General features: G+C 59.2%; 19 protein-coding genes and 1 pseudogene. 15 read left to right on the top strand and 5 right to left on the bottom strand.

Annotated features, from left to right (window positions below):
- Positions 1–46: 46 nt before the first annotated feature.
- Positions 47–1,372, top strand: coding sequence for an alginate export family protein (locus LOY36_RS12225; RefSeq protein WP_258673773.1), 1,326 nt, complete (start codon positions 47–49; stop codon positions 1,370–1,372).
- Positions 1,373–1,390: 18 nt separating this feature from the next.
- Here the strand turns inward: LOY36_RS12225 and LOY36_RS12230 are convergent, their stop codons facing one another.
- A complete protein-coding gene (locus LOY36_RS12230) occupies positions 1,391–2,146 on the bottom strand; it encodes an IclR family transcriptional regulator (RefSeq protein ID WP_258673774.1) in 756 nt (251 codons plus the stop codon).
- A gap of 261 nt (positions 2,147–2,407) precedes the next feature.
- On the opposite strand from LOY36_RS12230, the gene LOY36_RS12235 reads away from it, so the two are divergent.
- The 10 genes from LOY36_RS12235 (at position 2,408) to LOY36_RS12280 (ending at position 12,714) form a co-directional block, all read left to right on the top strand.
- A complete protein-coding gene (locus LOY36_RS12235) occupies positions 2,408–3,949 on the top strand; it encodes an acetolactate synthase large subunit (RefSeq protein ID WP_258673775.1) in 1,542 nt (513 codons plus the stop codon).
- 11 nt (positions 3,950–3,960) lie between these two features.
- Positions 3,961–5,451, top strand: coding sequence for an aldehyde dehydrogenase family protein (locus LOY36_RS12240; protein ID WP_258673776.1), 1,491 nt, complete (start codon positions 3,961–3,963; stop codon positions 5,449–5,451).
- Positions 5,452–5,477: 26 nt separating this feature from the next.
- Positions 5,478–6,272, top strand: coding sequence for an SDR family NAD(P)-dependent oxidoreductase (locus LOY36_RS12245; protein WP_258673777.1), 795 nt, complete (start codon positions 5,478–5,480; stop codon positions 6,270–6,272).
- Positions 6,273–6,284: 12 nt separating this feature from the next.
- Complete coding sequence (locus LOY36_RS12250; protein WP_258673780.1) at positions 6,285–7,325, top strand: YCF48-related protein; 1,041 nt, start codon at positions 6,285–6,287, stop codon at positions 7,323–7,325.
- An 11-nt stretch (positions 7,326–7,336) separates the two neighbouring features.
- On the top strand, positions 7,337–7,786 hold the full coding sequence (locus LOY36_RS12255) for a VOC family protein (RefSeq protein WP_258673781.1): 450 nt from the start codon (positions 7,337–7,339) through the stop codon (positions 7,784–7,786).
- 15 nt (positions 7,787–7,801) lie between these two features.
- Positions 7,802–8,404: an amino acid synthesis family protein gene (locus LOY36_RS12260; RefSeq protein ID WP_258673782.1), complete on the top strand. Its 603-nt coding sequence runs from the start codon at positions 7,802–7,804 to the stop codon at positions 8,402–8,404.
- Positions 8,405–8,433: 29 nt separating this feature from the next.
- On the top strand, positions 8,434–9,297 hold the full coding sequence (locus tag LOY36_RS12265; RefSeq protein ID WP_258673783.1) for an alpha/beta fold hydrolase: 864 nt from the start codon (positions 8,434–8,436) through the stop codon (positions 9,295–9,297).
- Between the two features lie 2 nt (positions 9,298–9,299).
- On the top strand, positions 9,300–10,904 hold the full coding sequence (locus tag LOY36_RS12270) for a bifunctional 3-(3-hydroxy-phenyl)propionate/3-hydroxycinnamic acid hydroxylase (RefSeq protein WP_258674176.1): 1,605 nt from the start codon (positions 9,300–9,302) through the stop codon (positions 10,902–10,904).
- Positions 10,901–11,686, top strand: a complete 786-nt coding sequence (locus LOY36_RS12275) for a 2-keto-4-pentenoate hydratase (protein ID WP_258673784.1) — start codon at positions 10,901–10,903, stop codon at positions 11,684–11,686. Before LOY36_RS12270 ends, LOY36_RS12275 begins: the two co-directional genes overlap by 4 nt.
- 77 nt (positions 11,687–11,763) lie before the next feature.
- On the top strand, positions 11,764–12,714 hold the full coding sequence (locus tag LOY36_RS12280; RefSeq protein ID WP_258673785.1) for a helix-turn-helix domain-containing protein: 951 nt from the start codon (positions 11,764–11,766) through the stop codon (positions 12,712–12,714).
- Between the two features lie 25 nt (positions 12,715–12,739).
- Here the strand turns inward: LOY36_RS12280 and LOY36_RS12285 are convergent, their stop codons facing one another.
- From LOY36_RS12285 to LOY36_RS12295, 3 genes are all read right to left on the bottom strand, one after another.
- On the bottom strand, positions 12,740–13,630 hold the full coding sequence (locus tag LOY36_RS12285) for an AraC family transcriptional regulator (protein ID WP_258673786.1): 891 nt from the start codon (positions 13,628–13,630) through the stop codon (positions 12,740–12,742).
- 80 nt (positions 13,631–13,710) lie between these two features.
- Positions 13,711–13,998 (bottom strand): putative quinol monooxygenase, encoded by a 288-nt coding sequence (locus tag LOY36_RS12290; RefSeq protein WP_258673787.1) that lies wholly within the window; start codon positions 13,996–13,998, stop codon positions 13,711–13,713.
- Positions 13,999–14,274: 276 nt separating this feature from the next.
- Positions 14,275–15,027: a GntR family transcriptional regulator gene (locus LOY36_RS12295; RefSeq protein ID WP_258673788.1), complete on the bottom strand. Its 753-nt coding sequence runs from the start codon at positions 15,025–15,027 to the stop codon at positions 14,275–14,277.
- A gap of 135 nt (positions 15,028–15,162) precedes the next feature.
- Between LOY36_RS12295 and LOY36_RS12300 the strand changes: the two genes are divergently transcribed.
- From LOY36_RS12300 to LOY36_RS12315, 4 genes are all read left to right on the top strand, one after another.
- Entirely contained in the window at positions 15,163–16,002 is an 840-nt protein-coding gene (locus LOY36_RS12300) for an ABC transporter ATP-binding protein (protein ID WP_258673789.1), read from the top strand.
- Positions 15,999–17,000, top strand: coding sequence for an ABC transporter substrate-binding protein (locus LOY36_RS12305; protein WP_258673790.1), 1,002 nt, complete (start codon positions 15,999–16,001; stop codon positions 16,998–17,000). The genes LOY36_RS12300 and LOY36_RS12305 overlap by 4 nt, the downstream gene beginning before the upstream one ends.
- Positions 17,001–17,007: 7 nt before the next feature.
- Positions 17,008–17,757, top strand: coding sequence for an ABC transporter permease (locus tag LOY36_RS12310; protein ID WP_258673792.1), 750 nt, complete (start codon positions 17,008–17,010; stop codon positions 17,755–17,757).
- Between the two features lie 61 nt (positions 17,758–17,818).
- Entirely contained in the window at positions 17,819–20,188 is a 2,370-nt protein-coding gene (locus LOY36_RS12315; protein ID WP_258673793.1) for a hypothetical protein, read from the top strand.
- Between the two features lie 50 nt (positions 20,189–20,238).
- Here the strand turns inward: LOY36_RS12315 and fdhA are convergent.
- A pseudogene (gene fdhA / locus LOY36_RS12320) lies at positions 20,239–21,438 on the bottom strand (formaldehyde dehydrogenase, glutathione-independent).
- Between the last annotated feature and the right edge of the window lie 188 nt (positions 21,439–21,626).

Raw genomic sequence — 21,626 nt, forward strand, 5'->3', positions numbered from 1 at the left:
GGTTTTAGGTCCACCATTTACACGCGCACCATAAGGAGCTTCAACCATGCGCTATCTATCACGAACTCAATGTTCAAGGAGCGGTCTTGTCAGTGCATTGGCGCTTTCGGCCATCAGCCAGGCTCAGGCGTACGAGCTGTACGCCGATGAGAGCCGCCACGTCAACGCCGATATCCTGGCTGTGTTCGGTCAGTTCAACAGTCGCAAGAATTATGACGGCACGCCGGGGGGATCTACCTGGCGCGAAGGCTTTATCAAGTACGGATTAAGTGGCGACCAGGCGTTGGCTGGCAATGGCACCGCTTATGGTGCGTTCAGCCTGGTCAGTTCCGCGACCTGGGGGGATGGTGACCCTGCCGGCAACTCCCTCGGTACCGAGCGCACCACCAAGATCGAAGATGCTTACCTGGGCTGGCGCTCCGGTGATCTGTTCCCGGTGCTGGGCAAGGATGGGGTCGATGTCTCCGGTGGGCGCCAGGTGGTCAAGCTGGGTCGCGGGTTCCTGATCAACGATGATGGGCCGAACATGGGCAAAGGGCCTGCCGATGGTCATTTGAACCGTGGCGGTGCTTATTATCTGGCCGCGCGGCACGCTTTCGATCAAACCGCCGTCGTGCGTCTGGGCGGGCAGGATGGGGTGCACGGCAGCCTGGCGTGGCTCAAGTCTGACAACCGTGCTCAAGCCGAAACCGAATTGGCCGCAGGCACCCTGGACTACACCGCCAAGGCGGGTACGTTGGGCTTGACCTGGGTGCATGGCCTTGATGTGAGCGATCGATGGGCAAGCGATTTTCAGCGGCAGCGCAAGGGCATGAACGTCTACAGCGTTCGCGGTGAAGGCGACGCCGGAATCGAGAATGCCAGCCTGGCCTTTGAATACGCCTGGCAGGACAAGGATGCCGGCCCGCAGAAAGCCTGGTATGCCGAGGCCGGCTACACCTTCGCCGACATCGCCTGGGCGCCGAAACTGACGTACCGCTACACCCGTTACTCGCAGCGGTGGGACTCACTGTTTACCGGTTTGAGTACCGGATACGGTACGTGGTTTCAGGGTGAAGTCGCTGGCAATTACGCTGGACCGTTCAACAGCAATACGCGTATCCACCATGTCGGTCTGAAAGCCACGCCGATGGAAAACCTGACCCTGGGTGCGCTGTATTTTGATTACGACACCCTGCGCAAAAGCAACGCGCTGAACCTGGACGGGCGTGAGCTGGACCTGTATGCCGAGTGGGCCGTCAACCCGCACCTGATCATTACCCCGCTGATGGGGTTCTACCAGCCAAGGCAGGATGCAACGACCGGAGGCAATCAGGTAGCGGGCAATGGCACCAACGTATACAGCCAATTGACACTGGCTGTTCCGTTCTGACGGCACAGCCGTCGTCTGTTACTCGACCACGGCGGCCTGATTCTGCATGTTCTCGGCGATGCGCCGGGTCGTCTCCATCACCATATCGATGACCGTTTCCTGACGCAGCAGTTTGAAACTTTGGCTGCTGCCGACGGCCGACAGGCTGCCGACCACTTCATCGATTTCGCGATTGATGATGGGCGCGGCGATACCGGTGAGCCCCAGGTTGAGTTCGTCCTGCGTCAGGCAATAGCCGTCCTTGCGGATCTTCTTCGTTGCTTTGGAAAAACTGGCCCAGTCGTAAGGGTTGTCGGGCGAATTGGCCAGGTGTTCTTCATACAAGCGTTGCAGGCGCCGGCCCTTTTGGAAGGCGATCAGCACCTTGGACTGTGCACCGCGAAAAAACGGCAGCGGTTGGCCGCGCCCAAAAGCAAAGCGGTAGGTGTCAGTGGGTTCGGCGATGTAGGTGTTGATGATGTGGCCGTCATAAAAAACGCTGGCGAACACCGCAAGGCCGGTCTCCTCGGACAGTTCGTGCATCAACTCACGACCCGCCACAAGAATCGGATCGTACTGACGCATCATCCAGTCCAGTTCGATGATGCGCGGCCCCAGGCCGTAATGGCCGGCATCCACTCGGGTCAGCAAACCGGCGTCACACAAATCCTTGACGTAGCGGTACACGGTTGCCCGCGACAACCCCATGCGTTCGGCGATGGTGTCGGGGGCGATTTTTAGCGTTTGGGGGCCGAAGAGGTCCAGGACGCTCAGCATTTTGCTCAGACTGCTCATTTTTCTCCTAGTGAGGGAATCGCATGTAGGGGGCGAATGCATGTAGGGGCGAACAGGTACGCACTATAGGTAGGCGAGCCGATCATGGAAAGCCACCGCATTGCAGTGTCTGAGAAATATAACCGCAGATGCGGTTTTTTTAGGCGTTAAAATTACATAAATCTCATAATATGATTTTAATGTAAAAAAATAGGTTGTTTTGTCATCTCTTGTGTGTGATAAATCTCAAACACGACAAGCGTTCGAGCAAGAGGGCCGGATATGAATGGTGCACAACTGATAGTGAGGGCCGCGGCGGCAAGTGGTATCGAATACTGCTTCGCCAACCCCGGGACGACAGAGATTCCGTTGGTGGCGGCCTTGGCTGACGCACCAGCCCTGAAGCCGGTGTTGTCCTTGTTCGAGGGGGTCTGCACCGGCGCGGCGGACGGCTATGGCCGAGTGGCCGGCAAACCGGCGATGACCCTGACTCACCTGGGGCCTGGTTTCGCCAACGGCATCGCTAACCTGCACAACGCCCGCCGCGCAAATACGCCCATCGTCAATGTGATTGGCGACCACGCCTCATGGCACGTCAATTACGACCCGCCGCTGGCCAGTGACATCCAGGCCTTGGCCGGGACCGTCTCTGGCTGGGTGCGAACCTCGCGCACCGCGTCAGGGACAGGGGAAGACTTGCAGGAAGCCGTGCGGGCTGCCTGGCAGGCCAAAGGGCAGATCGCCAGCCTGATTTTGCCCATGGATCTGCAAGCCAATACCGTGGCTCACAAGGGTGACTTCGCAGCGGTGCAGGCGCCGGTTCGGCGTTTCGCCGGTGACCGGATCGAAGCGGTGGCGCAGGCACTGCGTGATGGGCAGCGGCTGGTGTTTATCGTGGGTGATCAAGGGCTGTCCGTTGCCGGTCTGGAAGCAGCGGGGCGCCTGGCCCGACTGCCAGGTGTGCGCTTGTTTGCCGAGACCTTTCCTCGGCTCAGCTACCGTGGCGGCGGTTTGCCGGACCTGGATCGCCTGCCGTATTTCCCGGAAGTGGCCATCGAAATCCTCGACCAATATGACGCAGTCGTTTGCGCCGGCGTGCCGGAGCCCATCAGCTATTTCGGTTACGAAGGCATCCCGTCGCGCCTGGCAGAGCGTGAGCGTTTGCTGTCGTTGGCGGAGGTGGGAGACGACGTCGCCGGAGCACTGACGGCCCTGGCCGACGCTCTCGATGCGCCCGCTTATGTGCCCACGCCAATCGGCGTTGCACTGCCACCCGGCCATGCCGAACTGACACCTCAGTCAGTGGGGCAAGTCTTGGCGGCTTCACTGCCGGACGACAGCATTGTCTCGGTGGAGGGTGGCACCTGCGGCTATCCGTTTTTCACGGCTTCGGCCAATGCCGCACGGCATCGTGTACTGACCAACACCGGTGGCGCGATCGGCCAGGGTATTCCGGTGGGGTTCGGCGCAGCCCTGGCGGAGCGCGGCAACCGCGTGTTCTGCCTGCAGTCCGACGGCAGCGCGCAGTACACCATCCAGACCCTGTGGAGCATTGCCCGCGAGCAATTGCCCGTGGTGATCCTGATTGCAGCCAACCATCGCTACGCGATCCTGCAGAACGAGTTACGCCGCTTTGGCGTGACCGAGTTCGGCCCTGAAGCCTTGAGCCTGACGGAGCTGGATCGCCCACGTATTGACTGGAAGGCGCTGGCCAAAGGGTACGGCGTACCCGCCAGTACGGTGCACACCAATGCCGAACTGCAACGAGCCTTGGCCAATGCCAAAGCCGACAGTGGTCCATGCCTGATTGAAATGGCGCTGTGAAGGAGAGGGCTATGAGTCAGATCCAATTATTACCCGCGGTCCAGGCCTTGTTGTCCCAGCCCGGTCGTCTGTTCCTGGGCGGCACCTGGCAGGACGCGGCCAGCGGTCGCCGTTTTGCGGTGGAGAATCCTGCCACTGAAAGCACATTGACCGAGGTGGCCGAAGGCGGCGCGCGTGACGTGGACGCTGCCGTCGATGCCGCTCGCACAGCGTTCAACGGCGAATGGGCCCGGCAGTCGCCGGCCCAGCGCGGGCTGCTGTTGTTTCGTCTGGCTGAATTGCTTGATCAGCACCGCGAAGAACTGGCGCAACTGATCACCCTGGAAAACGGCAAGCCCATCGCTACCGCCCGTGGTGAGGCGGCGAGTGCGGCGAATATCGTGCGCTACTTCGCGGGTTGGCCAACCAAGATCGAAGGCAGCACGCTGCCCGTATCGCCGGCCAGTGGCGCTCCGATGCTCAATTACACCCTGCGCGAGCCGGTGGGGGTCTGTGCGTTGATCGTGCCGTGGAATTTTCCGCTGACGATGTGCGTGTGGAAGCTCGGCCCGGTGCTGGCAACGGGCTGTGTCGCGGTACTCAAGCCTGCCGAGCAAACGCCGTTGGTGGCGATTCGGTTGGTGCAACTGATCGAGGCCGCCGGCTTCCCGCCTGGTGTCGTCAACCTGGTCACCGGCCTTGGGGCCGAAACCGGCGCGCCGCTGGCCCAGCACCCAGGCGTGGACAAGATCGCCTTCACCGGTTCCACCCAGGTGGGGCGGCTGATCGCTCAAGGCGCCACGAGCAATATGAAAAAGGTGTCGCTGGAGTTGGGGGGCAAGTCGCCCAACATCATCTTGCCGGACGCCGACATCGTGCGGGCCGCCAAGGGCGCTGCCGATGGCATTTTCTATAACCAGGGCCAGGTCTGCACGGCGGGATCGCGTCTGTATGTGCACGCCAGCGTGCTCGATCAGGTCCTCGAAGAACTCCAGCGTCACGCATCCGCCCACGTCCTGGGCCCCGGCCTGGACCCGGCCAGCAGCATGGGGCCGTTGGTGTCGGCGCGGCAATTGAATACGGTCAGCGGCTACCTGCAGCGTGGCCTGGAGGAGGGCGCGGAACTGATCTGTGGTGGCGGCAGGCCTGCCCACCTGGAGCGCGGGCACTTCATTCAACCCAGCGTGTTTCTTGATCGCGCCGAGCGCGCCTGTATTGCCCGGGAAGAAATTTTCGGCCCGGTCCTGACGGTCATGAGCTGGACCGACATCGACGAACTGGTGCTGCGCGCCAACGACTCGCCCTACGGCCTGGCAGCCGGCCTCTGGACACGCGACCTGCGCTCGGCCCACCGGGTGGCGGCGCAACTCAAGGCCGGGTCGGTGTGGATCAATTGTTGGAACGTCGTCGACCCGGCTTCGCCGTTCGGTGGCTACAAGCAATCCGGCTGGGGCCGGGAAATGGGAAAAAACGTGATCGACGCCTACACCGAGACCAAGAGCGTGTTTGTCGATCTCGCCTGAGCTGAATAATCACAAGAGGAACTGCTATGGATCTGGAATTGCAAGGCCGCGTGGCAATCGTCACCGGCGGTGGCATGGGGATAGGCAAGGAAGTCGCACGTTTTCTGTCCCAGGAAGGCTGCAAAGTGGTGATCTGCGCACGTCGCATGGAGTTTCTCCAGCAAGCGGCCGAAGAAATCACCGCCGAGACGGGCAACGAAGTACTGCCACTGTTTTGTGACACCAACCAGATGTCCGCCGTATCGGACATGGTGCAAGCCGCGCACAAGCACTTCGGCCGCATCGACATTCTGGTCAACGGTGCAGCGGCGCCTTCCGGGGTGGTGCGCAACGACATCGAGCACGCCGGCGATGACGAACTGCTGTCTGACCTCAACACCAAGGTGATCGGTTATTTCCGCTGCGCCAAGGCCGTGACCCCGCACATGAAAGCCGGCGGTTTCGGTCGCATCATCAATATCGGCGGCTTGACCGGGCGTGGCAGCAAAGTGCTGTCGGGCATGCGCAACCTGGCCATTGCCCATATGACCAAAACCCTTTCCGACCAATTGGGTCCGTCCGGCATCACCGTCAACCTGATTCACCCTGGCGTGGTGGATACCCCGCATATCCAGGAGCTGTACGAGCGTGAAGGGGTCAAGCAGGGCAAGACTCCGGAGCAGGTCGAGCAAGGCTACATCGACGCGACACCGATTCGCCGCACCTTGGCACCTATCGAAATGGGCTGGCTGATTGGTTTTCTGGCGTCTCCCAAGGCCGGGGCAGTGACTGGGGAGTCCATCGGTATCGACGGCGGCCTGACCCGTGGCATCTTCATTTGAGGAGCAACAGCGATGAGTAACGGAACCCTTTTGGTCGCCACCGTCGGCCAGGCCGTGATCCGCAGCGCCGACGACGGCCGTACCTGGCATCGTCTTGGCCTGGGGCAGGACCTGGAGTTCGATGCGATCACCCGATCCTTGAGCTTTCACCCTGGTACGCCAGAGGTGATTTATGCCGGCACCGACATTGGCTTGTGTGTCAGCCATGACACCGGTGGCCACTGGCAGCAGGTCGACTCGCCCTTCAATGGGCAGACGGTGTGGAAGGTGGCCGTCGACCCGCAGGATGCGCAGCGTATTTTCGTCGGCACCGGTGCGCCGTCGCGTGCCGTGCTGTGGCGCACCCTTGACGGTGGCCAGAACTGGGACCGTGCACCCGTGGATATTCCGGAGTTCTGCGACGGTGTCAGTCGGCCCCGTTTGCTGGCCTTCGCCTATGACCCGACTGACCGCAACCAGCTATGGTTCGGCCTGGAAGAGGGCGGGTTGTTTCACTCCCGGGATGGCGGTGATACCTGGACGCGAGTCGATGATCGGCTGCTGTGGGACTACAACTCGGATGTCCACAACATTCTGGTGCTGCCTAACCATGGTGAAAAAGTCATCGTGGTGGTGTGCGTCAACGCTGTCTACCGCAGCCTTGATGAAGGCCTGACCTGGACCGGCATTGTGGCTCGCGAAACCTTCGGGCTTTACTACGTGCGCGCCATGAATGCGCCGCTGGGCACGCAAAGCAGCCTGTACTTGAGCATTTCCGACGGCACCCCCGGCACCACCAGCAAGGTCCTGGTCTCCCATGACGCGGCGGTCAGTTGGGAAGTACTGCCTCTTCCCCAGCAGCCCAATTCCTGCGTCTGGGCCATCGGCATCAACCCGGCTGACTCTCGGCAAGTCCTCGCCGGTACCAAGTACGGCCACCTGTTCACGTCCGAGAACGGCGGTGTGGGTTGGCAGAAACAGTGGCGTGAGTTCAGTGAAATCGCCGATGTGCTTTGGACGCCCGCCGTGGCGCAGATCAAGGCCGGACACCAGTCCATCGTCAAAAAGAACTGAGGTATCGCGCGATGAAAGTCGAAGTCGTTCGTACTCACTTATCGCTATGGGTGAGTGATCCTGATGTCTCGGCGCGTTGGTACGCCGACATCCTGGGCATGCATGAAAGTGCCCGGGGCGATAGCTGGGTCATGATGGCGTTTGGTAGCAAACACCATGACATCGCGTTGATCCGTGCCGAGCCCGGCGCCCATCAAGGTGGCCTGGGATTGCAGCACTACGGATTGGAAATCGCCGGTGATTTCACCACCCTGCGCCAGCTCTACGGCATGTTGCTCAGCAAAGGGGTCGAGGTGGTGAAGATCACTGATCATGAAATCGGCAACGGTGTTTACTTCAACGACCCCGATGGCAATCGCATGGAATTCTTCCTCGAGACCGAGCACGACGACGCACGGGGCAAGGCCCGCTTCAAGGCGGCCGGCGCGCCGAGCCGGAACTTTGATCTCGACCCACTTTAAGAAGAGAAAAACCTGATGAAAGCGCAAAACTTTGCCAGTTACCACATCCGCAAATGGTACAGCTTCACCGAAGAAACCTTGGCCAACGAAAGCGGGCAACTGGCTGACGGTGAGCCGCTGTTCAAGTACGCCGTCGCTGCAGTGATTCACAACCCGTACGCCGGCCGTTACAGCGAGAGCCTGGCCGAACTGGTGGAACCGTCGCCGCTGCTGGGTGAAGAGTTCGGTCGACGCATCCAGGAACTGGCCGGCGAACACAAGATTGTCAGTTATGGCAAAGCTTGCCTGGTGGGTAGCCAAGGCGAATACGAGCATGGCAACGCGTTTCTCACCAACCCCGCAGCCGATCCGATCCGGGTTGCTTTGGGCGGGGGCAAATCCTGGGTGCCGTCCACGGGCAAACGCGGTGGTCCGGGCGCCACGATCGATGTGCCACTGGCGCACAAAGATGCGCTCTACGTGCGTTCGCACTACGACAGCATCTCCCTGTCCTTTGGTGATGGTCCGTCACCCGATGAAGTCGTGATCATCTGGGCATTCGCCACTCGCGGCCGATTGCATGCGCGTCTTGGTGGTTTGCAAGCCAAGGACATCAAGGGTAACGACGGCCTGGTTTAAGGCCCGGTCAACTGCGGGGGAGTATGCCGATGACTGCACAAAGCTGTTACTTCACCACTGGTTCTTCACTGCGCCTGCATTACCTGCGTTGGGGCAGTGAGCAAGGTATCCCGGTGGTGCTCTTGCACGGACTTCGGGCTTACGCTCAAACCTGGGATTCATTGGTCGAGGCGTTGGGCGATGGTTACTGCTGCTACGCGCTGGATCAGCGTGGCCGGGGCTTGAGTGACTGGGCACCGAGCACCAGCTATCGAACCGAGTCTTATGTCAGCGATCTCGAGGATCTGGTGGCACATCTGGGCTTGCAGCGCTTTGTGTTGGTCGGGCACTCCCTTGGCGGCACCAATGCCCTGGAATATGCGCGGTTGAATCCTGGACGACTGCAGGCATTGATCATTGAGGATATCGGTCCCGGATCGTCGATCAGTGGCGATGGCGCTGCGCGTATTCGTCGCGAGATGAGCCAGACCCCACTGCTGTTTCCAGACTGGGAAAGCGCCCGCAGCTTCTGGCGACAATCGCGCCCCGGATTGTCGGAGCAGGGCTTGGCTTCACGGCTGGCTCACTCCATGAAAGAAACGGACAACGGCATCGTGTGGCGCCACGATCAGCAGGGCATTGCCCAGGCCCGTCTGAGCATAACGCCTACGGATTTGTGGCCGGCGGTGCGAGCTCTGGATTGCCCAACGCTGTTTATTCGTGGGGCTCGCTCAGACTTTCTTCCTGCGGCGACGCTTGCAGCGATCAAGTCTGCCAACCCATTGGCGCAGACTGCTGAGATCGCTGACGCCAGCCACTACGTGCATGATGATCAGGGCGAAATTTTCAACCGTGTCGTGTTGCACTACCTCCAGGGTCTGCCTACACAACAACTACAAGAAATCGGTGAATGACGATGAAGCAGGAGAGAACCCAGGTTGTTATCGTGGGCGGTGGTCCCAACGGGATTACGGCGGCTCATTACATGGGCTTGTATGGTGTCGACTGCGTCGTATTGGAACTCTCCGACGGCATCCTGCCTTATCCTCGAGCGGTAGGCATGGATGATGAAGCGCTGCGTGTGCTGCAGGGGATCGGCGTCGCAGATCTCGCGGTGCGCGACATGATTTGCGATGTGCCGTTGCGTTACTACAACGCTCGCGGTGTTTGCTTCGCCGAGGTCAAGCCAAGCACCGCCCATTATGGCTGGCCGATGCGCAACATTTTCATGCAGCAGATGCTTGAAGGCACCTTGCGTGAGGCGCTGGGAAAATACGCGGGAGTGGAACTGCGCCAGGGGCATGAGATGCTCGACCTGGTGCAGGACGACGAGGGCGTGACCTTGCAGGTTCGGGACGCCTCGGGTGAGCAATACCAGTTGCACGCCCAGTATGTGATCGGTGCCGATGGTGGACGCTCAAGCGTACGTAAAAAGCTCGGTATCGAGTTGTTGGGCATGACCCACCCACGCAAATGGGTGGTGGTGGACACTCGCAACGACCAGCTTGATGCGCCTTACACCGCATTGCATGCCGACCCGCAACGTCCCTTCGTTTGTATCTACTTGCCGTACCGGCAACGTCGATGGGAGTTCATGCTGCTGGAGGGCGAGGATGAGGCGCAGATGTGCGAAGAGGCGACTATCCGGACACTGATTCGTGGGCATATCGGCGACGCGGAGGAACAGCTGGATATCGTCCGCATCCGGGCCTATACACACAACTCTCGGGTCGCCGCTCGATTTGTCGAAGGGCGCGTTGCCTTGGTGGGGGATGCCGCACACATTTCACCGCCATGGGCCGGGCAGGGGCTCAACTCAGGCTTGCGCGATGTCGCCAACGTGGTCTGGAAACTGGCCGCCATCATTCAGGGACGGGCCAATGCGTCCATTCTTGCCAGCTACGATCTGGAGCGTCGTGGTCATGCCACGGACCTGATCGGCCTGGCCGATAATATGGGAGCGGTGTTAGGGCTGACCAATCCGCTGATGGCGGGGGTCCGTGACTGGTTGTTCCAGGCCGTCAACACGGTGGATAACCTGCGCTCACACCTGCTTGAGTTCAAGTTCAAACCCAAAGCGACCATCACCAAAGGGTTGGTTTATCACGAGCGGGCAGAGTTGCTCGAAGGTGATCTGGTAGGCCAATTGTTCGTGCAACCCTACGTAGAAGATGCGCAGGGACAGAGGCGGCGACTGGATGAAGTACTCGGCGACTCTTACGCGGTGCTCGGTTATCGGGTCAATCCGAGTGAGCACCTCAGCGAACAGTCGGCAGCCTACTGGGCGCGCTGGAACACGCAGTTCATTCAGGTCAATCGCTCACGCAGCGGGGAACGTAATCAACCGCTTACCAGTGTGGGAGCCATCAGTGTGGAGGACGTTGATAATCGTCTGGGTGATTGGTTCTCCACGGTACGAGACTGCATTGTAGTCGTGCGTCCCGACCGCTTTATTGCGGCAATCACCACGCCTGAACGGCTGGATAGCGTGCTCGTCAAACTCGCCAGGCAGTTGTCATGAACCAGATTAAAAATAAAAGTCTGATCACGCAGCTGCGCGATGCGACCCGGTCGGCTGTGGCCTTGCCGCCAATTGATCATGAAGCACTCGACGTACTCGACGGTTATTTTCTCCAGTGTCTGGCACTGAACCAGCGCTTGATGTCGGGAGAGAAGTTGACCGGGTGGAAGATTGCATTTTCCGGCGCTGCCGCCCAGAAGCGCTTTGGTCTCAACGAACCGGTTTTTGGTGCATTGACCGATGTCATGCGTGTTGAGGCGCAAGGCTCTGTTGATCTGGCGCTATTGATTCAACCGAAACTGGAAGTTGAGCTGGCTTTTGTCGTGGGCCATTCACTGACTCCAGGGGACTACAGCGATGATGAGATCCTGGCCGCAATCGCCGAAGTCGCGCCGGCCTTTGAGATTGCCGACTGTCGCTGGGAGGGCTGGAGTTTTGGTGCCGGGGCTTTTCTTGCCGACAACGCAGCGGCGGGATTCTACTGCATGGGTCAAGTCCAGAAATTTGATCCGGTTCAACACGCCAGTGTGACCTATAGCCTGGAAAGCGAAGAAATGATGTACGGGGGCGGTGATACTGAAGAGCGAAAGGATACGCCGTTGGTAAACCTGTGTTGGCTGATTCGGCGATTGCTGGCAGACGGTCATCCGCTCGAGGCCGGACAGGTGATCTTGTCCGGGGCGTTATTGCCACCGATGAATATCCAGCCTGGCCAGTATCGGCTACACATGCTTGGCACGGTATTGGCTTTAGGCTTCAAGGCGCCTTCCGGCGCAACCTGACTGACTCTACTGTCATGGATGATCGAGCACTCCAGTATTTGCCGATAAAAAATCACGGCATCTGAGGAAAGATGATCATGTTCACCGAAGTTCGTACGTTCAACGATCCTCAAAAACATGCTGGCTCCATCCTCGGCTGGCAACAGATTTATGACCAGCTGGGGCGTGGTTGTCTTTCCAGCGAGCTGAAGCAGGTTTCGGCGGACCGCTTCCAGATTTTTCAGGAGGTTTTGGACAAGCGTGTTGTCCAGCACGGCTGTGCTCCGAAAGGACGCTTTTGCATCGCCATGTCGCTAGGTTCCGGCAATGCTCCGGTCGTGCAAGGGCACCAAGTAGGGGCACATAGCGTGGTGCTGTTGCGTGATGGTGAGGAGTTTGTCTTGCACGCGCCGGAGGGTACTCATTTTTTTGCGATTAACGTCGACACTGTCAGGTTTGCAAAACTGGCCGCGTTCGAACTCTCGAACGATCAGCTCATACGCTTGAAGTCGGTGCCGCAGATCAACGTCGATGACGCCGTTTTACTGCGCGTGCAGCAACGGATATATCCGCTGTTTCGCCACCTGCTGGAACAGAAGGGCGCAATCAGTGCCGCTTCGGAAAAAATGCTCGAAGACACGCTGCACAACGCCCTCCTTGATCTTTTCAGCAACGCCTCGGATGAAGTGCGTTGTCGTCGGGGCAACTTTGCCGTCAGCGCCTACCTGGTCAAAAAATGCCAAGAACTGGCTGATGCCAGCGGTGACACACCGCTGAGTATCCTTGATCTGTGTGAGCAATTGCGTGTTAGCCGCAGAACGTTGCAGAACAGTTTTCAGGCGGTTACCGGCACGCGTCCGGTCGAGTATTTGAGGAACCTGCGACTCAATGCCGTTCGCCGTCGTTTGATCACCACGCACGCTGCACAGATCAATGTCGGAGAGGTTGCCGTCGAGATGGGTTTTTTTCACCTGAGCCACTTCGCCGCGCATTACCGGGCATTGTTCGGGGAGTCTCCTTCCGAGACTCCGAGGGCTCATATTGATTGACTGCGAAAGCAGCGCAAATCGTGCGCTACAGTTCTGCCGCGAAGGTCTTGGCTTTCTTCGGCGTGACTCCGTACCGTTGCTTGTAGACCTTGATGAAGTGGGAGATATTTTCATATCCCACTTCCGTAGCCGCGTCGGTGACGGAATAATTTTTATCCGTCAATAGCTGGTGCGCGATGTCCATTTTTTTCTCGGTAATCCAGCGGTTCGGAGTAGTGCTGTAGCTGCGCTTGAAGTCGCGGATAAAGGTCGAGACGCTGCGTCCCGTCAGCAGGGCATAGTCTTCAATCTTCAGCTTGTGCGAATAGTACTGCTCCATGAAGTCGGTAATGAGGCGGCGTTTGCGGTTGCCGTCGCCGAACAGTTCGCGCAGGAAACGCAAGGACTTGTCCTGGATGGCGATCAGGTGCAGCAGTTCGAGCAGCTTTAACTCCAGCAGCGCGTCAGAGCCCTGCGCACCCTTGTAGACATAATTCAGCGAATCGATATAGCGCTGAATCTGTTCGTTGGCATGCAGGGTATAGGTGCCGTGCACGTTCTTCTTCTGCTGGCTGTCCGTGTGCGAATTGCCTGCGCCGACCGCATGCGACAGGTACTTGGCGATCAGCTTGTCGTCGAAAAACAGCAGCACCGCCTCGAAGATATCGCTGCCAGTGACGTAGTCCGATACCGTGTACACGCCTTTGGAGAGGAAAATCAGATGATTCTCGTCGACGACATTGGCCATGCCGTCATAGTCGCGAATAATCTGCTTGCCCTGCTTGATGTAGACGATCAACGGCGTGGCGATATAGATCGCCTTGTTTTCCAGGTTCGTTCCAAGCGTTTTATGGAGGATGGACGAGCTACCGTCAGCAAGGACAGGCTTTACGTTGCGCATCGAGTAAAGCGCTGCCGGTACTACTTCGAGTGTCATTGCTATGGTTTCTCGACAAATTGGCCGCCCCATCTGGACAGGCTGGTATCCAGCAGCGCCCGGCCGCTGACGTTACGGCATCAAACTTCGCTGAAGTAGCCACTGACCGGCGCGCTGCTCAGATGCTCGACGATGACGTTCCATTGACCGCTCGAGACTATCTGGTCGACGTGGGTGCTGTGCATTTCACGCGAATCCCAGGCTTCCACCAGCGTGAACGCGAGCGGATTTTCCAAGTGGTTGAGGATCTTGACCGATTGGCAGCCGTCCACCTTCGGCAGATTGATCTTCACGTCGTTCATGATGTCCTTGAACGATTGCAGTTTTTCTTCTTTTACACTAAAGCTGATGACGAGGTTGACGGACATGTTATTTCTCTAGTTGGGTTGACTACACCGAAAGTCCTCTTTCGTTAGAGGTCATTATGTAAATTCCTTTTGGTGTAGATTCGATATGGCGCAACGAATTCGCTATGGAAACAACGACTATATATATAGTCAGAAAATAAAAATGATTAAAAAAAATTAGAAATACCCGATTCCAGTCATTCTGCTTTTTTTTTGCGCCCAGGCCAGGACCGAAGTGTATGTCGGCACCCTGGAACACGTCACTGAAGCAGGCCGCGAAGGCCCGGTGCAAGCTCATCACGGTTGTGCCGGTGCGGGTCTGGACTTAAAGACACCACTGAGAACAAAGGCATAACGTTCCGGGCGGATGTAGAAGGTCGTACGGTCGCAGCAGCGGCCGTCGGCAAACCAGGAGGTGCGCTCCATGACCAGCAGTGCCGCGCCACGTTTGATGTGCAAGGCACTGGCCAGGTTTTTATCGGCTTCTTGCGCGCGGATCGCCAGATCGGCGCGGGTGACCGCCATGCCGGTGATCGACTCGAGAATGGAGTAGATCGGTTGATGCTCGACTTCAGTCCAGACCACGCTGGCCAATTCGGCCGGTAAATGGCTGCGGCCCAGTGCGATGGGTTCGTCATCGACGAAATGCAGTCGTTCCAGAAGCAGGCAGTCGTCCGCTTCTTCAAACAAACCACGCAATGCCTCTGGAACCGGCTGCAGGGTATGGCTGATGACGCGCATGCTCGGTTCGAGCCCTTGCAGCAACAAGGCTTCATGAAAACTGCGCAACGCGTCCAGGCCGTGCCGCACCTGTTTGGCCGCCACGAAGGTGCCCTTGCCTTGTTTGCGCTCGACCACGCCGTCATCGCTGAGCTTGCCCACCGCCAGGCGAACGGTGACGCGGCTCACTGCAAAGCGTTTGCCCAGCTCCGCTTCTGACGGCAGCTTGCCGCTGGGCTCAAAGTCGCCGCGTTGAATCTCTTCCAGCAATTGATGGGCAATCTGTTCGTAGAGTGAGGTGGTGCTGTCGCGAAGAATGGACGTAGACACTGTCGGTTTCCATGGCCTTGGAGGAGGGCGGTGCGCCTTCACTTCTAAGGTTATAAAAATAGGTTATTGGGACTACTTGTATTAATACGTATTATGCCAGGCATTCCCATTGTAAACGACCTGACGACACTTGCCATGTTCAAAACCCTCCCTTACGCACAGCAGCAAGCCGACGCGCTGACGGTCGATGACATCAGCTTCAGCTACCCCAATGGCCATCGCGTGTTTTCCTCTTTCAGTCTGAACGCCAGACCCGGTGAATTCGTCGCGATCCTGGGGCCATCCGGCTGCGGGAAAACCACCTTGCTGAATTTGTTGTCAGGCTTTCAGCAACCCCAGAGCGGTCAGATCAGTATCAACCAGACGGCGGTGCGTCCAGAGCGTTCGGAGTTGGGTTATGTGTTTCAGGCGCCGCAGTTGTTTCCCTGGTTGAGTGCCTTGGAAAACGTCCGTTTCGGCCTGCGGATGGCGGCCCGGATCAACGAATCGCAACAGCGTTCTCAAGCCTTGCAGTATCTGCGTCTGGTCGGTCTGGAGAATGCCGCGCATCGGTTGCCGCATCAGCTTTCTGGCGGCATGCAGCAGCGGGTTTCCCTGGCCAGGACCCTGGCATTGGAGCCCAGCGTGTTGCTGATGGATGAGCCATTCGCTGCACTGGATGCCATCAGCCGCAACAGCATGAACGAAGAGACCTTGCGCATCTGGGCTGAACTGGGTCAGACGGTGCTGTTCATTACCCACGATATCGACGAAGCGGTGTTTCTGGCGGATCGGGTCATCGTGCTCAACATCGCCCCCGGCGGTATCCACAGCGAACTGAATATTCATTTGCCGCGCCCTCGCTCCAACCTGAAAACCCGCCGCCTGCCGACCTTTCTCGATTACCGCAATGAGCTGATGGAGCGCATTTCCCAGGTCATGGAAGTGCCTACAGCCTCCGCTTACCCAACCCGCCAACCTGAGTTGACAGCATGATCAAACATTCGCTGCTTGCCCTTTCCTTGTCTGTTGCCGCCTTGGCCAGCAGCGTATTCGCCGTGGCTGGCGAAGAGAAACCCTTGCGTGTGGGTTACGTATTCGCCATGGCCAACGCCCCGGCGTTGATCGCCGACAAACAGGGTTACTACCGCGAGGAAGGCTTGAATGTCGATCTCAAGGCCTTGGGCGATGGTCCGGTGATCCAGCAGGCATTGGCCGCTGGCGAGCTGGATGTGGCCTATGTCGGTACGCCGCCGGTGTATCAGTGGTTTTCCCGGGGGCTGCAAAGCCGGATTCTGGCCAAGGTCAATTACGGTCAGGCCGCGGTGATTGTCGACGCCAAGAGTCCGGTTACCGCCCTGGATGAACTCAAGGGGAAAAAACTGGCCGGGGTCAAGAAGGGCAGTGGCATGGATGTGCTGCTGCGCGGCTATGTGCTGAAAGAAAAGGCCGGGCTCAATCCTGACAAGGATCTGGACATCATCGACATGCCACCCGGCAATATGAACGCGGCGCTGGAGCGCGGCATTGTCGATGCGGCGTTTTCCTGGGAACCCTTTGTCAGCCAGTCGTTGCTGCGCGGGTCGAGCCGGATTCTGCTCGACGTCAATCAGGCACTGCCGAACTACCCGTGGTACGTGGTGATCGCGTTACCGAAAACCTTGCAGGAACGACCGGACGATGTGGTGAAGCTGTTGCGTGCGCACCGCAAGGCCATCGCCTTTCTCAACGAGCACCCCGATGAGTCGAATCGAATCATCGCCGAGGCGTTCAAGCTCGAGCCGGTGCAAGGTGCTGACGGCAAGACCATCGCCCCGCAAACCATCGTCGCCCAGGCACGTACCCGGTTGGGTTGGTCAGCGGACTTGCAGCCTGCGGATATCCAATTCATCCAGCGCCTGATGAATTACTCCCACGACCTCGGCTTTATCGATACCACGCTCAAGACCGAACAGATCGTGGACACCTCCTACCTGGAAAAAGCCTCGCGCTGAGTCTGTCATGTCCTTGCCAAAACCGAATTGGGGATGGGCGTCGCTGCCATGCCTGCTGTTGATCTGGATGGCCCTGGCCAGCCGCTTTCCCACTTACATCCTGCCGCAGCCATGGGATGTCGCCCGCGAGGCTGTGCGTTGGCTGGGCGACAGTTCGCTGTGGCAGCACCTGCAGGCCAGCGTCCTTGAAGAGGTTGGCGGCTTCTGCGCGGCGGTGATCGTTGCGGTGCTGCTGGGTACTGCCGGTGGCCTGTCTTCGCGGTTTCGCGATTTCATCTCACCGCTCAACAGCCTGTTCATGGCCATTCCGCCGATTGCCTGGGCGCCGCTGATCATGATCATTTTTGGCCTGGGTTATGTCTCCATCGTGCTGGTGATTTTCATTGCCGCGATGTTCCCCATGGCCGTGACCATTCAGGAGGGCGTGCAGAGCATCCGCGGTGGTGAAGTCCGCGCGGCACGCACCTTGGGCGCCAATTCCTGGCAACTGCTGGCTCACGTTTACCTGCCGGCCTCGTTGCCCTTCGTGACAGCGGCCTTGCGCATCGGCTTCAGCCAGGGCTGGAGGGCATTGGTCGCGGCGGAAATGATCGGTGCTTCCCAGGGCATCGGCTGGATGGTGTCGACGGGTGGGCAGATCGGCAACAGCAGCCAGGTGTTGCTGGGCATTGTCGTGATCGGCCTGATTGCCTGGCTGATGGAGAGTTTTGTATTCAGGCGCATCGAGCGTCATTACCAGAAATGGCGAGTGCAATAAGCATCGTCATTTGATTTCAACCCCCTTCAAACCTTCAGTGGACCACTGCACGAGGTGTCATGTGAGTAACGTTTTCGATCCCCGCGAAGCCGGGCATTACATTGCCCCTCAAGGCCTCTACGAACGCAACAAAAGACGCCCGTTTCTGGGCCGCATCCACTGTGATCGTGACACGCTGATTGCCGGTCAATGGGATGAAATCACCCTGGTCTACGAGGTGGGTGGCAGCGGCCTGGCGGACGGCGCCTGGCTGAAACTGGCCTTCAAGTTCTACTCCGACTGGGCCTTGTTCCAGACGTCGAATCCGACTGGCCCCAACTATGTCAGCGCCGAGTATCAAGCCGGCGAGCTGGTCCCCGGTCAGAGCCAGGCCTCTGTGCAGCATCTGAAAGCGCGCTTCGACCAGAAGGGCCATGAACGGCCGTTTCAGAAAGCAATCATCATCGACATCATCGACGGTTACCTGAATCCGGGAGACAAAATCATCATTCGCCTGGGCGATCGTCGTCAGGGCGGCGCGGGTACGCGGGTGCAGAGTTTTGTCGAGAAGGACTTCCGTTTCCGTTTGTTCATCGACCCGCTGGGCAGCTCGAAATTTGCCGAGGTGCCGGGTGATCCGCTGCTGAACATCGTGCCGGGACCGGCGCAGAGCGTGCAGTTGGTCGTGCCTCGTCTGGTCAGCGCGGGTGAGGCGTTCGACGTACTGCTCAGGGTTGATGATGCCTGGGGCAATACCTGCCGCAACTTGCCGCTCAAGGGTGTCCTGACCCTCGTTGACCCTGAAGGGGGCGAGCGACAACAACCGTTCACTTTAGCGACTGAAGGCTGGGCGACTGCCCGGCTTGAGGGTTTTGATCTCGGTGCGGTGGGGGAGTGGCGTTTGTCGGCCGCGGTGGCGGCACCTTTTGTGCGCGCCGCTCAGGCGTTTGTCACGGTCGATCCGGCCGGCACCGCATTGCGCCCGCTGTACGCCGACCTGCATGTGCACTCCGATGACACGGTGGGCACCAACGACACCTTGTACAACCTCAGCTACGGTCGCGATGTCGCCGGGCTCGATGTCCTCGGTTACACCGCCAATGATTTCAATATCACCGAGCAGCGCTGGGATCAGGCGGTCAAGCTGATTCACGAACTCAATGAACCAGGACGATTTGTTTGCTATCCCGGCACCGAATGGTGCGGCAATTCTTGCGCGGGCGGCGACCGTAATGTGGTGTTCCTGCATGACCGCAAACCCGAGTTTCCCTTCGACAATCAAGGGCGATTGGTGCGTTCCTTCGAGTGGAACGAGTTCACCGCCGGCACCATCAAGCCGGGTGCCTGGCCGGTGGATGAGTTGTATGCCGCCTATGCCAAGGACCCCGAAGGGCATTTGATGATGCCTCACGTCGGTGGGCGCCGTTGCAACCTCGACTGGCACCATCCGGAGCTGGAGCGCCTGATCGAGGTCGGTTCGGCCTGGGGGCAGTTCCATTGGGTCTACGCCGAAGCGCTTCAGCGTGGTTATCGGGTTGGCGCCGCGGCCAACAGCGATGAGCATCAGGGGCGTTGCGGCGGCGGTGTTCCGGCCACAGCGGTGTTCGGCTCTCGCGGCGGGCTGACCGGCGTGGTGGCTGAGACCTTCGATCGAGCCAGTGTTGGCAAGGCACTTCGCGCCCGTCGCACTTTTGCCACCACCGGCGAACGTTCATTTGCCAGCCTGCGCCAGGGCCAGCATTTTATGGGTGAGGTTTTCACCGCTGATTCAAATGCCACGCTGGACTATCGACTGCTCGGAGAGGCGGGCTGGGAGCAGGTCGATCTGTTCGATGGCGACAAACTTATCTGGTCGCGCAACCTGCACCAGGAACTGGGGTTTTCCGGCCAGCGCATTCGGCTGCGTTTGGGCGGCGCACGGATCAAGGATCGTTATCGCGGCGCCTATTGGACTGGCGAGATTCGGGTGACGGGTGCGGTCATCAACGGCTTTCGCGCCTTGGGGCTCGATCATCCCGAGCAAACCGTATGGCGCAAGGATGCAACGGTTCTGGCATTTCGCACCGACACCAATGGCGACACCGACAGCATCGAAATCGACCTGTCGCAATTGGCCGGCGCCACGCTGCAGGTTCATAGCCGCATCGATAACTACATCAAGGTTGGCGACCCGTCTGAGCCGCAACCTTACGTGCATGCGCCGACGGTGTTGATGGAGTTGTCCGGCGAAGCGTTGCTGGCGCAATCGCAAGTGATTGAAGAGCTGCCGGGCGCGGAGTTGAAGGTGTCCCTCGAAAGGACAACCGATGCACCGCTGCCTCGAGAACTGCAAGGGCAAATCGAGCTTGCCCGGTTGAATCTGCAACCGGGCCGTGAGCACCCATTGTTCATCTGCGCCCGGCAGCGCGATCAATCCCGAGTCTGGACCTCGGCGCTGTTTCTAACGTTATAAACGGCCATAAAGAAGGGCAGCTCAAAGCTGCCCTTTTCTTAACCTGCTTCTTAGGCCGCGGTAAACAGCTTGTGCGGATCCATGACGAATTTCTTCGGCGCCCCGGCATCGAACTCGTGGTAACCACGCGGCGCGTCGTCCAGGCTGATCACCTGCACACCGACGACCTCGGCAATCTTGATCCGGTCCCACATGATCGCCTGCATCAGCTGACGGTTGTACTTCATCGTCGGGGTCTGGCCGGTGTGGAAACTGTGGGACTTGGCCCAGCCGAGGCCGAAACGGATGTTCAGGCTGCCATGCTTGGCGGCTTTGTTGACCGCACCCGGGTCTTCGGTGACATACAGACCGGGGATACCGATATTGCCGGCGACCCGCACCACGCCCATCAGCGCGTTGAGCACATCGGCCGGGGCCTCGTGCTGCGCGCCGTCATGACCGTGGCCACGGGCTTCGAAGCCGACCGCATCGACCGCACAATCGACTTCCGGCTCACCGAGCAGGTTGGCGATTTGCTCGTGCAGCGGAGTGTCCAGGGTCAGGTCGGCGATCTAGAAGCCCTGGGCCTTGGCATGCGCCAGGCGCAGCGGATTGACGTCGCCGACTATCACCACCGCCGCACCCAGCAGACGGGCGGAGGCGGCAGCAGCCAGTCCGACCGGACCGGCACCGGCGATATACACCGTGCTGCCAGGGCCGACACCGGCGGTCACCGCGCCATGGTAGCCGGTCGGCAGGATATCGGAGAGGCAGGTCAGGTCGCGGATTTTCTCCATTGCCTTGTCGCGGTCGGGCAGCTTCAGCAGGTTGAAGTCGGCATACGGCACCAGCACGTATTCGGCCTGGCCGCCAACCCAGTCACCCATGTCCACATAGCCATAGGCACCGCCGGGGCGCGCCGGATTGACCGTCAGGCAGACGCCGGTGTGCTGTTCCTTGCAACTGCGACAACGGCCGCAGGCGACGTTGAACGGCACCGATACCAGGTCACCGATCTGCACGTTTTCCACGTCACGGCCCTTCTCGATGACCTCGCCGGTGATCTCATGGCCAAGCACCAGCCCGACTTGGGCCGTGGTCCGGCCACGCACCATATGCTGGTCGGAGCCGCAGATATTGGTCGAAACCACGCGCAGGATCACGCCATGGTCAATGCGCTTGCCGCGCGGGTCTTGCATTTTCGGATAGGGAATGGTTTGCACCTCGACCTTGCCTGCGCCGAGATACACGACACCACGATTACCAGACATGATTTCACCTCGCTTTTGTTGTTGTGAGAACACGGCCCTTGTACTGCGAAGGGTCGCGCGGCCTTACAGTGCGGCGGTAAATGTCTTGCGTTTGCACGTGAATGCAGATGGGTTGGAAGTCACCTTCCAACGATGCGTGATAAGCAGTCATCGTATCGATCCTACGCCTGGTGTCAGCACCCTGCGAG

Origin of the sequence: Pseudomonas sp. B21-019 (assembly GCF_024749225.1) — a bacterium.
Taxonomy (GTDB): Bacteria; Pseudomonadota; Gammaproteobacteria; order Pseudomonadales; family Pseudomonadaceae; genus Aquipseudomonas.

Coding starts and splice junctions, on each gene's coding strand:
- LOY36_RS12230 (WP_258673774.1), bottom strand. CDS start 2,146: ATGAGCAGTCTGAGCAAAATGCTGAGCGTCCTGGACCTCTTCGGCCCC.
- LOY36_RS12255 (WP_258673781.1), top strand. CDS start 7,337: ATGAAAGTCGAAGTCGTTCGTACTCACTTATCGCTATGGGTGAGTGAT.
- LOY36_RS12235 (WP_258673775.1), top strand. CDS start 2,408: ATGAATGGTGCACAACTGATAGTGAGGGCCGCGGCGGCAAGTGGTATC.
- LOY36_RS12290 (WP_258673787.1), bottom strand. CDS start 13,998: ATGTCCGTCAACCTCGTCATCAGCTTTAGTGTAAAAGAAGAAAAACTG.
- LOY36_RS12280 (WP_258673785.1), top strand. CDS start 11,764: ATGTTCACCGAAGTTCGTACGTTCAACGATCCTCAAAAACATGCTGGC.
- LOY36_RS12275 (WP_258673784.1), top strand. CDS start 10,901: ATGAACCAGATTAAAAATAAAAGTCTGATCACGCAGCTGCGCGATGCG.
- LOY36_RS12310 (WP_258673792.1), top strand. CDS start 17,008: ATGTCCTTGCCAAAACCGAATTGGGGATGGGCGTCGCTGCCATGCCTG.
- LOY36_RS12285 (WP_258673786.1), bottom strand. CDS start 13,630: ATGACACTCGAAGTAGTACCGGCAGCGCTTTACTCGATGCGCAACGTA.
- LOY36_RS12265 (WP_258673783.1), top strand. CDS start 8,434: ATGACTGCACAAAGCTGTTACTTCACCACTGGTTCTTCACTGCGCCTG.
- LOY36_RS12240 (WP_258673776.1), top strand. CDS start 3,961: ATGAGTCAGATCCAATTATTACCCGCGGTCCAGGCCTTGTTGTCCCAG.
- LOY36_RS12245 (WP_258673777.1), top strand. CDS start 5,478: ATGGATCTGGAATTGCAAGGCCGCGTGGCAATCGTCACCGGCGGTGGC.
- LOY36_RS12260 (WP_258673782.1), top strand. CDS start 7,802: ATGAAAGCGCAAAACTTTGCCAGTTACCACATCCGCAAATGGTACAGC.
- LOY36_RS12270 (WP_258674176.1), top strand. CDS start 9,300: ATGAAGCAGGAGAGAACCCAGGTTGTTATCGTGGGCGGTGGTCCCAAC.
- LOY36_RS12300 (WP_258673789.1), top strand. CDS start 15,163: ATGTTCAAAACCCTCCCTTACGCACAGCAGCAAGCCGACGCGCTGACG.
- LOY36_RS12250 (WP_258673780.1), top strand. CDS start 6,285: ATGAGTAACGGAACCCTTTTGGTCGCCACCGTCGGCCAGGCCGTGATC.
- LOY36_RS12305 (WP_258673790.1), top strand. CDS start 15,999: ATGATCAAACATTCGCTGCTTGCCCTTTCCTTGTCTGTTGCCGCCTTG.
- LOY36_RS12225 (WP_258673773.1), top strand. CDS start 47: ATGCGCTATCTATCACGAACTCAATGTTCAAGGAGCGGTCTTGTCAGT.